The organism is Streptomyces sp. DSM 110735 (assembly GCF_016482685.1).
Lineage (GTDB): Bacteria > Actinomycetota > Actinomycetes > Streptomycetales > Streptomycetaceae > Streptomyces.
The window spans coordinates 64,022-77,354 of the sequence record NZ_JACYHF010000004.1; the positions used below are offsets into that span (position 1 = coordinate 64,022).

Here is a 13,333-nt window from a genome sequence, read left to right on the forward strand (position 1 = left end):
GGCACGGAAAAGACGCCCACTCCATACCCTGGCCCATGGCCGGACCCGGCTCCGTAGCCCCCAGGTCCCGTCTCTTACCCGGCTCCTACTCCACGCGCAGTACACGCGGGTGGAGGTCACTCCGTCCGGGGACGTACCAGTCCGGACTCGTAGGCGATGACCACGAGCTGGGCGCGGTCGCGGGCGCCGAGCTTGGCCATGGCGCGGTTGACGTGCGTCTTCACGGTCAGCGGGCTGACCTCCAGGCGCTCGGCGATCTCGTCGTTGCTGAGCCCGCCGGCCACCTGGACCAGCACCTCGCGCTCACGCCCGGTGAGCGCGTCGAGGCGGGCGAGGCGGACCGGGTCGGGGGCGGCGGTGTCCGCCTGGGCGAGGAAGCGGGCGATCAGTCCCTTGGTGGCGGCCGGGGAGAGCAGCGCCTCGCCGTCGGCGGCCAGCCGGATCGCGGCGAGCAGTTCCTCCGGCTCGCTGCCCTTGCCGAGGAAGCCGGAGGCGCCCGCGCGCAGCGCCTCCACCACGTAGTCGTCGACCTCGAAGGTGGTCAGGATGACCACGCGGACCCGGGCGAGGTCCGGGTCGGCGCCGATCATGCGGGTGGCGGCGAGTCCGTCGGTGCCGGGCATCCGGATGTCCATGAGGACCACGTCGGCGGCGCGCTCCTTGGCCAGCCGTACCGCCTCGGCGCCGTCGGACGCCTCCCCGACGACGGCCATGCCGGGCTCGGACTCCACCAGCACCCGGAACGCGCTGCGCAGCAGCGCCTGGTCGTCGGCGAGCAGGACGCGGATCGTCACGCGGACTCCTCCCGGTCGGTCGTACGGGTCTTGACCGGCAGGATGGCATGGACGCGGAAGCCGCCGCCGAAGCGGGGTCCGGTGGTCAGGGTGCCGCCGAGCGCGGTGACCCGCTCGCGCATCCCGAGCAGCCCGTGCCCGCCGCCCCCGCCGGGCGCAGCGGTGCCGCCGGGTCCGTTGTCCAGCACGCTGACCTCGATGTTCGGTCCCACCCGTACGACACTGACCTCGGCCTTGGCGCCGGTCCCGGCGTGCTTCTGGGCGTTGGTCAGCGCCTCCTGGACGATCCGGTAGGCGGCGAGGTCGACGGCGGCGGGCAGTTCGGTGTCCTGGTCGGCGCGGGCGACCTCCACCGGGAGTCCGGCGCTGCGGAAGGTCCCCGCCAGCTCGTCGAGGCGGTTGAGACCGGGGGCGGGTTCGGTGGGCGCGGCCGGGTCGCCGGACTGGCGCAGCAGACCGACGGTGGCGCGCAGCTCCCCGAGCGCGGAGCGGCTGGCGGAGCGGACGTGGGCGAGCGCTTCCTTGGCCTGGTCGGGGCGCCGGTCCATGACATGGGCGGCGACGCCCGCCTGCACGTTGACCAGGGCGATGTGGTGGGCGACCACGTCGTGCAGCTCGCGGGCGATGCGCAGCCGCTCCTCGGCGACCCGGCGGCGCGCCTCCTCCTCGCGGGTGCGCTCGGCGCGTTCGGCGCGCTCCCGTATCGCCTGCACGAAGGCGCGGTGGCTGCGCACGGCGTCGCCCGCGGTGGCGCCGATGCCGGTCCAGGCGATGATGGCGAGGTTCTCCTGGGCGTACCAGGGCAGCGGTCCGGCGAGCATCGCGGCGGCGGTCAGCAGGGTCGTGACCAGCAGCGCGACGCGCCAGGTGGTGGCCCGCCCGGTGGTGGAGGCGACCGTGTAGAGGGCGACGACGGCGCACATCACGACGGGGGCGCGCGGGTCGCCGGTGACGCACTCGACGAGCGAGCAGACGCCGGTGACCGCGAGGACGGCCATGGGCGCGCGGCGGCGCAGCACGAGCGCGACGGCACCGACGACCATCAGGACCAGGCTCAGCGGGTCCGGGGCGCGCTCGCCCCAGGCGACACCGTGCTCGCCGTGCGGCGAGGCGAAGGAGCCGCCGATCATGCACACCAGCACCAGACCGGCGAGGACGGCGTCCAGTGCGAGGGGGTGGGCCTGCGCTCCGTACCGGGCGCGTTGGAGAGTGCTCACCGGTGAACAGTACGGGCGCCGGGCGGGGTACGGGAATCGGTCCCCGGACAGCCGGGGTCTGTCATGGTCGCCACGCCGTCGCTGACAGCCCCCCACGCGCCGCACGGACCGTCAGGTGTCGGTCGGTGTTCGCCCCGGGTATCCATGACGGACGCCTGGTGTTGGCCGTACCGGCCCAGCCTTCTGCTCGGCGTCCGTGCCCAGGCGGCCGGACGCGTCCAGTCGACGAAAGGCGGTCCCCGTGCGCCCCCACCCCTCGTCCCTCCGCTCCCTGTGGACGGTCGCCGCGCTCGCGCTGGTGTCGGCGGCTGCCCCGCTGCTGCCGACCGCCCCGGCGGCGGCAGCGAGCTACGGGACGCCGACGATCAAGCTGTCGGCCGGGTATCTGTCGGGCGCGGTCGGCGCGAGCGGGGACCCGGTCGTCACGGCGACGGTCGCGCAGAGCGGCGCGAGCGCCTCCGACCTGACGGTCGCCGCGAGCAAGACGAGCAGGTCGGCGGTGGCGGGCACGGGAGACGTGCAGGTCACGGGCGCGGGCGAGACCCGTACGGTCGCCGTCACCGCCCACGCGCAGGGCTACACCGACCTCACCCTGAAGGTGACCGGGCTCGGCGGCAAGACGGCCACCGCGACCCTGCACTACGCGGCGTCCCCGGCGGTGCAGCACTCGGCGGACGCCCGCTATCTGACCGGCGCGTCGGACGCCTCGGCCGCCGTGGACGCCGGGAACGGCTACCTCCTGGTCGCCAACGACGAGGACAACACCCTGCGCCTGTACGACGGTTCGTCCTCCGGGGCGCCGGTGAGGAGCTGGGACCTGAGCAGTGCGCTGGGCGCCGACAAGGAGGTGGACATCGAGGGCGGCACCCGGATCGGGAACACCGTGTACTGGACCGGCTCGCTCGGCAACAACAAGGACGGCGCGTACAAGCCCGCCCGGAACACCGTCTTCACCACCACGCTCTCCGGCTCCGGCGCGGCGACCTCGGTGACCTTCGGGACGGCGGGCCACCGGCTCCGGGACGACCTGGTGGCCTGGGACCAGGCGAACGGCGACCGGTACGGCTTCGCCGCGGCGACCGCCGACGGGCAGACCCCGAAGCAGGTCGACGGGCTCAACGTGGAGGGCCTGGAGTTCGCGCCCGGCTCCACCACCACCGCCTACCTGGGCTTCCGCGCCCCGCTGGTCCCGCCGCAGGAGGGCGGGAAGGCGCTGCTGGTGCCGGTGACGAACATGGACCAGGTGGTACGCGGCACGAAGGCGACGTTCGGCACGCCCGTCGAGCTGGACCTCGGCGGTCTGTCGGTGCGGGATCTGCGCCTGGGCGACCAGGGGCAGTATCTGATCCTGGCGGGGTCCTGGGCGGCGGAGGACAACAGCGCGCCCTATGCGCTCTACACGTGGGACGGCGTGGCGGGGCACCAGCCGGTGAAGGCGCTGGACCTGCCGACGGCGGACGCGGGCGGCTGGGAGTCGATCGTGACCACGCCCGATCTGTCGGTGCCCGGCGGCCGGGTTCAGTTGATCACCGACGACGGCAGCGCCGACCTCTACGGCGACGGCACCGAGGCGAAGGACCTCTCCCACCCGGAGTGGCAGAAGTCCCGCACCACGTGGTTCACGCTGAACTGACGTCCCGGAGTCTGCGTGGTCCCGGGCAGGTCAGCCCGGGATCAGTCCGTCGTCCCCGAGCAGCTCCCGGACCTCCTCCAGGGTGGCGTCCGGGGCGGGCAGGATCAGCTCGGAGGGCTCCAGGGCGTCGTCCGGCAGCGGGGTGCCGAAGCTCCGGACGGCGTCGAGGAGGGCGGTGAGGGTGCGGCGGAAGCCCGCCTCGTCACCGCTCTCCATCTCGGCCAGCAGCTCGTCGTCCAGCTTGTTCAGCTCGGTGAAGTGCGCGTCGTCCACGCGCACCTGGCCCTCGCCCATGATCCGTACGATCACGTCGGCCTCCTCGGCGTCGGTCCCGGCGGCGGGCTACTGCTTGTCGAAGCGCGGGGTGTCCTGCGACTGCCGGTCCTGCGCCTGGCCGGTGCCGCCCTCGATGGCCTGCTGCGGGGAGCCCCCGGCCAGCTCGGCCTTCATCCGCTGGAGTTCCAGCTCGACGTCCGACCCGCCGGAGAGGCGGTCCAGCTCGGCCTGGATGTCGTCCTTGGCCATGCCGGACTGGTCGTCCAGGGCGCCGGAGGCGAGCAGCTCGTCGATGGCACCGGCGCGGGCCTGGAGCTGGGCGGTCTTGTCCTCGGCGCGCTGGATCGCGAGACCGACGTCGCCCATCTCCTCGGAGATGCCGGAGAACGCCTCGCCGATGCGGGTCTGCGCCTGGGCGGCGGTGTAGGTCGCCTTGATGGTCTCCTTCTTGGTGCGGAAGGCGTCCACCTTGGCCTGGAGGCGCTGGGCGGCGAGCGTCAGCTTCTCCTCCTCGCCCTGGAGCGTGGCGTGCTGCGTCTCCAGGTCGGTGACCTGCTGCTGGAGGGCGGCACGGCGGGAGAGCGCCTCGCGGGCGAGGTCCTCGCGGCCGAGCGCGAGCGCCTTGCGGCCCTGGTCCTCCAGCTTCCCGGACTGCTGCTGCAACTGGTTGAGCTGGAGCTCCAGGCGCTTGCGGGAGGTCGCCACGTCGGCCACGCCCCGGCGCACCTTCTGGAGCAGCTCCAACTGCTTCTGGTACGAGTAGTCGAGGGTCTCGCGCGGGTCCTCGGCCCGGTCAAGGGCCTTGTTCGCCTTCGCGCGGAAGATCATCCCCATACGCTTCATGACACCGCTCATGGGCTTCGCGCGCCCCCTTCTGACGGAACTCCGGCTCACCGATCCTGCGACAGAACCCACAGTACGGGCCCTGCCTCCATTACCGCACCGTTCGGGACCTCATGCTCTCCTCCCCAGGGACGAGGGCGGACGCCCCCGCTCCGGCGTGAGGAGTAGGTGATCCCCGGGCGGCGCCCCGTTCGTCCCCCGTTTCCCCCGGTGCGGTCCCTGCTACAGACGCCGGGTGTTGCCGGATCGTTCCCCAGAGGGCTGGGGTCCATGCCGCGAAGCCCGTACCCTTGGGTTTTGTGTTCCGTAGCCGTGCCAAGGAAGAGAAGGCCCCCGCCGACAAGGCGCAGGTGACCCTCTCCAAGCAGACCCGTGACCCGCAGGCCCCGAAGGGCAGGCCCACGCCCAAGCGCAGTGAGGCCCAGTCCCAGCGGCGCAGCGTGGCCAGTACGCCCACGAACCGCAAGGACGCGGCCAAGCGCCAGCGCGAGGAGCGCCGCGGCGCTCTCGAGCGGCAGCGCAAGGCGCTGGCCGGCGGTGATGAGCGGTACCTGCCCGCCCGTGACAAGGGCCCGATCCGGAAGTTCGCCCGTGACTGGGTGGACTCGCGGATCAACGTCGCGGAGTACTTCCTGCCCTCGGCCATCGTGATCCTGGTGCTCAGCGTCGTGCGGGTGCCCGCGCTGCAGAGCATCGCGCTGATCCTGTGGCTGATCGTGATCGTGCTCATCGTGGCCGACTCGGCGTGGAGCGGCGTCCGGCTGCGCAAGGCGCTGGCCCAGCGCTTCCCGAACGACAACCGCAGGGGCGCGGTGGCCTACGGTCTGATGCGCTCGCTCCAGATGCGTCGGCTCCGGCTGCCCAAGCCGCAGGTCAAGCGCGGAGAGCGACCCTGAGCGCAGACGCAGCTCCCCGGCCCGCCGCCGGGCTCCGGCCGGGCGGACCGGGTGTTCCGCGTGACCTCCTGCGCCATGAACTGGTGACCCGGCAGCTCGACGAGCAGCTCCGGGCGCGCTACTCCCTGGGGCGGCGGCTGCGGGTGCTCGACGTGGGCACCGGCCGGGGCGCGGGCGCGCTCAGGCTGGCCCGGCTCGGCCATCACGTCACCGGGGTGGAGAACGACCCGGTGGTGATCGCGGGGGCGCGCGCGAACCTGGCCGCCGAGCCGGAGGGCGTGCGCGAGCGGGTCCGGCTGGTGCACGGCGACGGGCGGGACACCGGCGTGCACTTCCTGCCGGGCAGCTTCGACGTGGTCCTCTGCCACGGTCTGCTGATGCGGGTCGAGGAGCCCGATCCGCTGGTCGCGGGTCTGGCCAGGATGCTCGCGCCCGGCGGTCTGCTCTCCCTGCTGGTGCGCAACGGCGACGCGCTCGCCATGCGGCCCGGTCGTGCCGGTGACTGGACGGCAGCCCTCGCCGCGCTCGACGCCACCGCCCTGCTGCCGCGCTCGCGCTCCGAGTCCGACGGCGAGAGCCCGGCCGAGCAGCCCGGTCCCCGGGGTCGCGCGGAGCGCCTGGCGGTACTGACCGCCACCCTCGACGGCATCGCCGCCCCGCTGCACGCCTGGTACGGCGTGGGCGTCTTCACCGACCTCGCCGACGCGGACGACACGGCGACGGCGCCGCCGTCCCCGCCGTCTTCGTATCCGGCCACCGACGTGCCCGGACTCCTCGACGTGGAGGAGCGGGCGGGGTGTACGGACCCCTACCGCGGGGTCGCGGCGCTGCTGCACGTGTGCGGGGTGCGGGGCTGAGCCCGTCACCTGCACGGGGCTGAGCGCCCGTTCGGGCGTATCCGGCGGGGCGGTACGCGCCCCGCGCGCTCAGACTCGGGGCATGGACGCTTCCCGTACCCGCACCCTCGGCCGGGTGGCGGCTCCGGCAGCCGTGCTGGTGTGTTCCGCCGTCCTCGGCTCCGGCTGTTCGGCGCCGGTCACCGCCCCGGCGGAGCCGTCGGCCGCGCGGGCCGCGGTGCCCGAGGTGTCGAACCAGCTCCAGGACCAGTACCAGCGGGTGATCAAGGAAGCCCTGCCGTCGGTCGTACAGATCCAGGCGAGCCGGGATCTGGGCTCGGGGGTCGTCTTCGACACCCAGGGGCACATCGTCACCAACGCGCACGTGGTCGGCTCGGAGAAGACCTTCAAGGTGACGACGGCCAGCAGCGAGGACCAGCTCACCGCGAACCTCGTCTACTCCTATCCCGACCAGGACCTCGCGGTCATCAAGCTGGACCGGGTGCCCGCCGGGCTGAAACCCGCGGTGTTCGCGGACTCCGCCAAGGTGCAGGTGGGCCAGATCGTGCTGGCGATGGGATCGCCGTTCGGGCTGTCCTCCAGCGTGACGCAGGGCATCGTCTCCGCGACCGGGCGGACGGTCAGCGAGGGCGACGAGGGCGGCGGCACGGGCGCGACCATCGCCAACATGGTGCAGACCTCGGCCGCGATCAACCCGGGCAACAGCGGGGGCGCGCTGGTGAACCTGGACGGCCAGGTCGTCGGCATCCCCACCCTCGGCGCCGCCGACCCCGGGACGGGCGGTGGCGCGGCACCCGGCATCGGCTTCGCCATCCCGTCCTCCCTGGTCCGCACGGTCGCCGGTCAGATCGTCGAGCACGGCAAGGTCACCGACTCCGGCCGCGCCGCCCTCGGCATCAGCGCCCGCACGGTCGTGGACGACAGCTACCGCCCGGTCGGCGCCGCCATCGTCACCGTCACCCCGAGCGGCCCCGCCGCCCAGGCCGGCCTCCGCACCGGCGACGTCATCACCCGCCTCGACACCACCACGATCACCTCGGTAACAGCCCTGGCAGAAGCCCTGGCAGCGGACAAGCCCGGCCAACGGGTAAAGGTGACCTACCAACGAAACGGCAGAGAGGGAACGACAGAGGTAACCCTGGGCGAGCAGTGAGCCTCTTTCAACGGGGCGAGCTGTGATCTTTTAGGGGCGCGGGGAACTGTGATCTTTTAGGGGCGCGGGGAACTGCACGACCAGCCACAACGAACCCGCACCCACCCGACAACGGACCCCCAACGGCGATCAGGCGCCCCGCCGAAGCCTGCGCAGCATCCGCGCATCGTCGAACCCAACCTCCCGCGCCGCCGACTCCACCGTCGCCCCATGCCCGATCAGATGCTCCGCCCGCTCCACCCGCAGCGCCTGCTGATACCGCAGCGGCGTGAGCCCGGTCGCCCGCCCGAACACCCGCGTGAGCGTCCGCGCGCTGACCCCGGCGTGCGCGGCGAGAAGATCCAGCGGCAACCGCTCGGCGAACCGCCCGTCGATCAGGTCCTGCACCCGATGCGCCGTGTCGTCCAGATGCCCCCGGTGCCGCAGCATGGCGCTGGTCTGCGGCGCATCGCCATTACGGCGCGCGTAGATCACCATCTCGCGGGCGACCCGCGCGGCAAGCGCGGGCCCGTGCCGTACCGCCAGCAGATGCAGCGCGAGATCGATCCCGCTGGCGATGCCCGCGGAGGTGACCACGCGGTCGTCGGTGGTGAAGAGCACGTCCCGGACGACGGTGGCCCGGGGGTGGCGGGCGGCGAGTTCGTCCTGGAGCGCGTGGTGGGTCGTACAGCGGCGCCCGTCGAGCAGTCCCGCGCGGCCGAGCGCCTCCGCCCCGGCGCAGACGCTGGCGACCGTGCCGCCCGCCGCGTGGTGCGCGCGCAGCCGCTCGACCAGGGCGGCGCCGGGCGCGGGACCGCCGCGCAGGGCGGGGGCGCGCCAGCCCGGTACGACGACCAGGTCCTCGGCGCCGAGGGAGGGCCACTCGGTGCGGGTCGTGAGCGGGAGCCCCTGCGCGCTGGTGACCTGCGGGGTCTCGGCGACGTAGTCGAGGGTGTACGGCTGCCCGAAGCTCGCCGCCGTGGAGAAGACCTGGGCGGGTCCGGCGAGGTCGAGGAGGTGGACGTCGGGCAGCAGGACGAAGACGACGCGGGTCATACGGGCGATGCCGCCAGCTCCGCGACCGTGGCGATGCGGGCGAAGCGGTCGCGCAGGACAGCCTGGGTGCGCTCCATGATCGCGTCGACGCCGAGGTCCCCGATGGGGTTGGTGGTGGTCGCGTCGGCCACGAAGACGATCTCGTAGCCGAGGTCGCTGCCGAGCCGGGCGGTGGTCTCCACGCACTGTTCGGTGCGGATGCCGCACACCCACAGCTCCCCCACGCCCGCCTCGGTCAGCAGTTGCTGGAGGTTGGTGGTGGTGAACGCGTTGTGCGCGGTCTTGCGCAGCACCGGCTCGCCGGGCAGCGGCTGCTCCAGCTCCTCCAGGAGCCGTACGTGTCCGAGGTCCGGGTCGAAGACGTCGCCGCTGCCGGGCTCGGTGTGCAGCACCCAGACGACGAGGTCGCCGTGGTCGCGGGCGAGCCGGACGAGCCGGTTGACGGGTCCGGCGATCCCGGGGTTGCCGATCTCCTTCCACAGCGGACGGGCGCGGAAGGATTCCTGGACATCGATGACGACGAGTGCTCGCTTCATGCCGTCCAGTCTGACCTGGGGATACGCGGTCGCGGCAGACACGATCGGGGCCGGGTGCGGAACGATCCGGTCACCTCGGGGAGGGTGTCAGGTCCCGGGCGCGCCGGGACCTGACGGGTGAGCGGGTTACGCGGTCTGTTCCGCGTTCAGGCTCATCGGGCCGTAGATCTCGGTGCTCTCCTCGAACAGCCGCACCTGCTCGGCGCCGCCCTCCAGGAGCGCCTTCCAGTGCTCGCCGATCCAGGACTCGGCGTCCCCCTGCGTGGTGAACTCCTCCGGCTCGACCGCGGGCGGGACCTCCGTCCCGTCGGCCTTCTCGAACCGCCACGTCCATGCCGTCATGCATGCCTCCTTCGATCCGACGCTGCGGGCAGCGTATGCGCTCGGCGGCGCCGGTCACAGGAGATCGTGGATCATCACCCGGCCAGGGCACCCTTCCCGCACACCCTTCCCGCGCACCCTTCCCGCGCACCCGGCCAGGGCACCCCGGGGCGGCGACACGCCCCGCGGCACCGCGTCTTCGGGGGCACCGGGGCGCGGGAGCCCCGGTGCCGGGTGAAAATCGGTCCGTGGACGTCACTCTGCTCGGCACCGGTGCCCCGCCGGGGCTGCCCCGGCCCGACTGCCCCTGTGCCGTGTGCGCGACCGCCCTCGGGCGGGACGCGCGGGCGGCGACCGCGCTGCTCGTGGACGACGCGCTGCTGCTCGACCTCACCCCCGGCGCGGCGTTCGCGGCGGCGCGCGCGGGGCACTCGCTGGGCGGGGTGCGCCAGGTGCTGCTCTCCCATCCGCACGACGGACCCGCCGTGGAGGTGCCCGCCGGGCTGCCCCAGCCGGTGCGGGTGCCGGACGGCCGCGAGCTGACCCTGCTGACCGGGCACCGGGTGCGGGCGCTGGCGATGGACGCGGGCGGCACCGGGTACGCGGTGACCGGTCCTGACGGGCAGCGGCTGCTGTATCTGCCGCCGGGCGGCTTCCCGGCGGGGCTCGAAGCACCGACCCGGGCGTACCACCTGGTCCTCGCCGACGTGGTGGGGCGCCCGGACGCGCTGGCCCGGCTGCGCGCTGCCGGGGCGGTCGGTCCGACGACGGACGTGGTGGCCGTCCACCTCGACCACGACGTGCCGCAGGGCGCGGAGGTCGCCCGGCGGCTCGCGGCGGCCGGGGCGCGCGCGGTGCCGGACGGTACGACGCTGGCCGTGGGGGCGTACGAGGAGGTGCCGGACGTGCCCCGCAGGACGCTGGTGCTCGGCGGCGCCCGCTCGGGCAAGTCGGTGGAGGCGGAGCGCCGCCTGGAGGCGTTCCCGGACGTGCTGTACGTCGCCACCGGCGGCACGCGCGGCGGCGACTCGGAGTGGGCGCGGCGGGTCGCGCTGCACCGCGAGCGGCGTCCGGGGTCGTGGCGTACGACGGAGACGACGGACCTGGTGCCGGTGCTGGCCGAGGAGGGTCCGCCGGTGCTGGTCGACTGTCTGTCGCTGTGGCTGACGGACGCCATGGACGCGGTCGGGGCGTGGGACGACGCGGAGTGGGCGGACGGCGGCGAGAAGGCGCTGCGCGAGCGGGTGCGGGAGCTGGTGGCGGCGGTACGGGACGCGCGCCGCACGGTGGTGGCGGTGTCGAACGAGGTGGGCTCGGGCATCGTCCCGGCCACCGCCTCCGGGCGCCGCTACCGCGACGAACTCGGCCGACTGAACGCGGCGTTCGCGGCCGAGTGCGAGCAGGTGCTCCTGGTGGTGGCGGGTCAGGCGCTGGTGCTGCGGGGCTAGCCCCGGCGTGCTAGCCGGGGGTCAGCCGGAGGTGTCCTCCTTGCGGGCCACCACCCGGCAGGCGTTGGCGAAGCGGGTGCGCCGGGTCAGCGGGGAGAGCAGCAGTTCCGCCCCGGCGGCTGCCGTCAGCGCCGGGGACGTGACCCGGCGCAGGGGCGGGGGAACGTGGGCGAGCGCCAGGGAGAGCGCTGCCGTGAGGTCGTAGGGCAGATGGGCGGCGGCGCGGTCGGTGGTGACGATCGCGCAGCCCCGCTCGGCCAGTTCGGCGCGGAGGTTGGCGAGCGGGGGCAGGTGGAGGTGGCGCGGCTGGCCGTGCGGGAGCCACCACTTGCCGAGCAGCGCGGCGAACGCGCTCGCCGGGTCCGGGACTTCGAGGACGAGATGGCCGCCGGGGCGCAACACCGTGAGGGCGGCGCGCAGTTCGGCGCGCGGGTCGGGGACGTGCTCCAGGTGGTGGAACATGCTGACCACGTCGTAGCGGGCGCGCAGCTTCTCCGTGACGCCCGGGGTGGTGAGGAAGCCCCGGTGAGCCTCCTCGATCCGCCCCGCGGCGCGTGCCTTCTCGACGCGGGCGGTGGGGTCGAGTCCGTCGAAGCTCGTGTAGGGGAAGAACTCCTTGGCGGACTCGGGGAAGCGTCCGTCGCCGGTGCCCACGTCGAGCCAGCTCTCGGGGTCGGAGAGACCGGTCAGGGCGCGGGCGGTGGCGCGGTGGCGGCGGTGGACCGCGCGCGGGGACAGCACGCGGGCGGCGATCTGGTCCAGATGTCTCTCGCAGGGGTCCCGTTCGGTCGCGGCGAGGTCGTCGGCGGCGAGCCGGGGGTTCTGGAAGGTGTGGGCGCAGTCGGCGCACTCGTCGAGCCCGAAGACCCCGGGGCGCTCCCGCAGCGGGTCGGGGGCGCGCAGCCGGGTGCGCAGCCTCGGGGAGCCGCACCAGGGACAGTCCGCGCGGAGCGGTCCGGAGAATCCGTCGGTGGACTGCGGGGCGGGTGGAGAGGGCTGCATGGGCGGCTCCCTGTACGGCATTTCGCGGTAAACCGGAACGTATGGGATACCGATCTTGGGCGCAACGACGTGCCGGTGACGGGCTTGCGGTGTGGCGCGGAAGCGGCGGAGCGTGGACGGTACTGTTCCGCGAATGAGCAGGATTGATCTGGACGAGTTCTCCGATCTGATCGAGCGCCCGGACGGCGCGGTGCGCCGCGAGGCCGAGGCACGCCGGGAGCGCCTGGCCGTCACGCCCGGTTCGCTCGGGCGCCTGGACGAGCTGGGCGAGTGGCTCGCCGCCGCGCGGGGCACCGTGCCGGTACGGCAGATCGAGCGGCCACGCGTGGTGCTCTTCGCCGGTGACCACGGCGTCGCCCGCCTCGACGTCTCGGGGCGGACCGCGGGCACCGCCGGGGAGCTGGTGCGGGGCGTGCTGGAGGGCGCGAGCCCGGTGGCGGTGCTGGCCCGCCGTCTCGACGTACCGGTACGGGTCGTGGACCTCTCCGTGGACACCGAGCCGGACGCCTTCCCGGCGGAGGTCGTACGGCACCGGGTGCGGCGCGGCAGCGGCCGGATCGACGTCGAGGACGCGCTGACCCTGGACGAGGCGGAGGCTGCCTTCCGCGCGGGTGTCGCCGTCGCGGACGAGGAGGCGGACTCGGGCACGGATCTGGTGGTGCTCGGCGATCTGAGCGTGGGCGGTACGACGGCGGCTGCGGTGCTGATCGCCGCGCTGTGCGGGACGGACGCCTCGGTGGTGACCGGGCGTGGTGGTCTCGCGATCGACGACCTGGCGTGGATGCGCAAGTGCGCGGCGATCCGCGACGCGCTGCGCCGGGCCCGGCCGGTGCTCGGGGACCAGCTCCAGTTGCTCGCGACGGTGGGCGGCGCGGACCTGGCCGCGATGACCGGGTTCCTGCTCCAGAGTGCGGTGCGCAAGCTGCCGGTGGTCCTGGACGGGGTGGTGTCCGCCGCGTGCGCGCTGGTCGCCCAGCGCGTCGCCTTCCGGGCGCCCGACTGGTGGCTCGCGGGCCACCTCAGCGGCGAGCCGGGTCAGGCCAAGGCGCTGGACCGGATGGCTCTGGAGCCGCTGCTCGACCAGGGTGTGCGGGTCGGTGAGGGCGTGGGCGCGCTGCTCGCGCTGCCGCTGGTGCGGTCCGCCGCCGCGCTCGCGGCGGAGCTGCCGGAGGTGAAGGCCGGGGAGGCGGGGGCTGAGGAGACCGGGGCTGAAGAGGCTGAGGAAGCTTCGGACGAGGAGAGCGCGCGGCCCGTGGAGTGAACCCCGGGCCGTCGGTGGCTGCCACCCGCCGATGAGCGCGTTTCGCGGCTTTGGCGCCCAT

Annotated in this window: 14 protein-coding genes; 6 read left to right on the forward strand and 8 right to left on the reverse strand. The window is 73.9% G+C overall.

Features of this window, described 5'->3' with window-relative positions:
• Nucleotides 1–116: 116 nt before the first annotated feature.
• The gene (locus IF655_RS08405) at nucleotides 117–794 is read right to left on the reverse strand and encodes a response regulator transcription factor (protein WP_199583423.1); all 678 of its coding nucleotides are present in this window, start codon (nucleotides 792–794) and stop codon (nucleotides 117–119) included.
• Nucleotides 791–2,011 carry a sensor histidine kinase gene (locus IF655_RS08410; protein WP_199583424.1) on the reverse strand — a complete coding sequence of 407 codons (1,221 nt, stop codon included), beginning with the start codon at nucleotides 2,009–2,011 and terminating at the stop codon, nucleotides 791–793. Before IF655_RS08410 ends, IF655_RS08405 begins: the two co-directional genes overlap by 4 nt.
• Before the next feature lie 295 nt (nucleotides 2,012–2,306).
• Between IF655_RS08410 and IF655_RS08415 the strand changes: the two genes are divergently transcribed.
• Entirely contained in the window at nucleotides 2,307–3,644 is a 1,338-nt protein-coding gene (locus IF655_RS08415) for a DUF3616 domain-containing protein (RefSeq protein WP_206775632.1), read from the forward strand.
• Nucleotides 3,645–3,674: 30 nt separating this feature from the next.
• On the opposite strand, the gene IF655_RS08420 is transcribed toward IF655_RS08415, so the two are convergent.
• On the reverse strand, nucleotides 3,675–3,953 hold the full coding sequence (locus tag IF655_RS08420; RefSeq protein WP_199583428.1) for a hypothetical protein: 279 nt from the start codon (nucleotides 3,951–3,953) through the stop codon (nucleotides 3,675–3,677).
• Between the two features lie 33 nt (nucleotides 3,954–3,986).
• Nucleotides 3,987–4,763, reverse strand: a complete 777-nt coding sequence (locus tag IF655_RS08425) for a PspA/IM30 family protein (RefSeq protein ID WP_199583430.1) — start codon at nucleotides 4,761–4,763, stop codon at nucleotides 3,987–3,989.
• A gap of 299 nt (nucleotides 4,764–5,062) precedes the next feature.
• Here IF655_RS08425 and IF655_RS08430 point away from each other — a divergent pair, with 299 nt between their 5' ends.
• From IF655_RS08430 to IF655_RS08440, 3 genes are all read left to right on the forward strand, one after another.
• Nucleotides 5,063–5,659, forward strand: a complete 597-nt coding sequence (locus IF655_RS08430) for a DUF3043 domain-containing protein (RefSeq protein ID WP_199583432.1) — start codon at nucleotides 5,063–5,065, stop codon at nucleotides 5,657–5,659.
• Between the two features lie 83 nt (nucleotides 5,660–5,742).
• Nucleotides 5,743–6,516: a bifunctional 2-polyprenyl-6-hydroxyphenol methylase/3-demethylubiquinol 3-O-methyltransferase UbiG gene (locus tag IF655_RS08435; RefSeq protein ID WP_199583434.1), complete on the forward strand. Its 774-nt coding sequence runs from the start codon at nucleotides 5,743–5,745 to the stop codon at nucleotides 6,514–6,516.
• Nucleotides 6,517–6,598: 82 nt separating this feature from the next.
• Entirely contained in the window at nucleotides 6,599–7,669 is a 1,071-nt protein-coding gene (locus tag IF655_RS08440; RefSeq protein ID WP_199583436.1) for a S1C family serine protease, read from the forward strand.
• 129 nt (nucleotides 7,670–7,798) lie between these two features.
• Here the strand turns inward: IF655_RS08440 and IF655_RS08445 are convergent, their stop codons facing one another.
• The 3 genes from IF655_RS08445 to IF655_RS08455 all read right to left on the reverse strand — a co-directional run bounded on the left by IF655_RS08445 (nucleotide 7,799) and on the right by IF655_RS08455 (nucleotide 9,582).
• On the reverse strand, nucleotides 7,799–8,704 hold the full coding sequence (locus IF655_RS08445; protein WP_199583438.1) for a GlxA family transcriptional regulator: 906 nt from the start codon (nucleotides 8,702–8,704) through the stop codon (nucleotides 7,799–7,801).
• Nucleotides 8,701–9,240 carry a cysteine hydrolase family protein gene (locus IF655_RS08450; protein WP_199583440.1) on the reverse strand — a complete coding sequence of 180 codons (540 nt, stop codon included), beginning with the start codon at nucleotides 9,238–9,240 and terminating at the stop codon, nucleotides 8,701–8,703. The genes IF655_RS08445 and IF655_RS08450 overlap by 4 nt, the downstream gene beginning before the upstream one ends.
• A gap of 126 nt (nucleotides 9,241–9,366) precedes the next feature.
• Nucleotides 9,367–9,582 (reverse strand): hypothetical protein, encoded by a 216-nt coding sequence (locus IF655_RS08455; RefSeq protein WP_199583442.1) that lies wholly within the window; start codon nucleotides 9,580–9,582, stop codon nucleotides 9,367–9,369.
• 227 nt (nucleotides 9,583–9,809) lie between these two features.
• Between IF655_RS08455 and IF655_RS08460 the strand changes: the two genes are divergently transcribed.
• A complete protein-coding gene (locus tag IF655_RS08460) occupies nucleotides 9,810–11,009 on the forward strand; it encodes a bifunctional adenosylcobinamide kinase/adenosylcobinamide-phosphate guanylyltransferase (RefSeq protein ID WP_199583444.1) in 1,200 nt (399 codons plus the stop codon).
• A gap of 21 nt (nucleotides 11,010–11,030) precedes the next feature.
• Here the strand turns inward: IF655_RS08460 and IF655_RS08465 are convergent, their stop codons facing one another.
• A complete protein-coding gene (locus IF655_RS08465) occupies nucleotides 11,031–12,011 on the reverse strand; it encodes a class I SAM-dependent methyltransferase (protein WP_199583446.1) in 981 nt (326 codons plus the stop codon).
• A 133-nt stretch (nucleotides 12,012–12,144) separates the two neighbouring features.
• On the opposite strand from IF655_RS08465, the gene cobT reads away from it, so the two are divergent.
• A complete protein-coding gene (cobT, locus tag IF655_RS08470) occupies nucleotides 12,145–13,272 on the forward strand; it encodes a nicotinate-nucleotide--dimethylbenzimidazole phosphoribosyltransferase (RefSeq protein ID WP_199583453.1) in 1,128 nt (375 codons plus the stop codon).
• The last annotated feature ends 61 nt before the right edge of the window (nucleotides 13,273–13,333 follow it).